This is a genomic window from Xanthomonas prunicola (assembly GCF_002846205.1).
Classification (GTDB): domain Bacteria; phylum Pseudomonadota; class Gammaproteobacteria; order Xanthomonadales; family Xanthomonadaceae; genus Xanthomonas; species Xanthomonas prunicola.
The window spans coordinates 1-514 of the sequence record NZ_PHKV01000076.1 but is presented as its reverse complement, the minus strand read 5'-3'; the positions used below and the strand labels follow the sequence as shown (position 1 = coordinate 514).

The window sequence follows — 514 nt, the reverse complement described above, 5'->3', positions numbered from 1 at the left end:
CACGCTCTTGATCTTCTTGAAGGCCGGACCCGGATGCGCCTCCAACGCAATGCCGCTAAAAAGCTCATCGAACTCATCGAGCTTGATTTTTTTGACGCCCGCTGCGGGATCGCTGATGTGCACGTGCCCTCCCCTCACAGCCGTCAGCACGACAAAGTGCCCGTGGTGTAGGTGGACCATGCAAGGCAACGACAGCTTGGGCAGTTCGTAAAGCTCCAAGCGAAGCGGACGCGTCGTGAGCCCGTTGGCATCAGCGATTTCAATCAGCGAGGCGAGCGTTGCCCCACTGGTTGACACCGTAAAGCGGTTGCGAAGCTCCCCAAGACTCGTTTCATGGCCGTAGTAGGAGAGCAGCATCGCAATGCAGGCCAGGCCGCACTCACTCGACTCCGTCTGACGGATATGCGGCACACGGCGCTTCGAGGAGAACACCAGGCTTGGTTCAGCAGAGCGATCCGGCTCGGCATCGCCATCGGCGGATGGTGTCAAGACGTCCTTCATCGCTTTTCACCCG

General features: G+C 59.3%; 1 protein-coding gene. It reads right to left on the bottom strand.

The features are described 5' to 3' along the window. A partial coding sequence (locus XpruCFBP8353_RS23110) for a cysteine peptidase family C39 domain-containing protein (protein ID WP_249027464.1) occupies positions 1 to 501 on the bottom strand: 501 nt, incomplete at its 3' end. Positions 502 to 514: the final 13 nt, after the last annotated feature.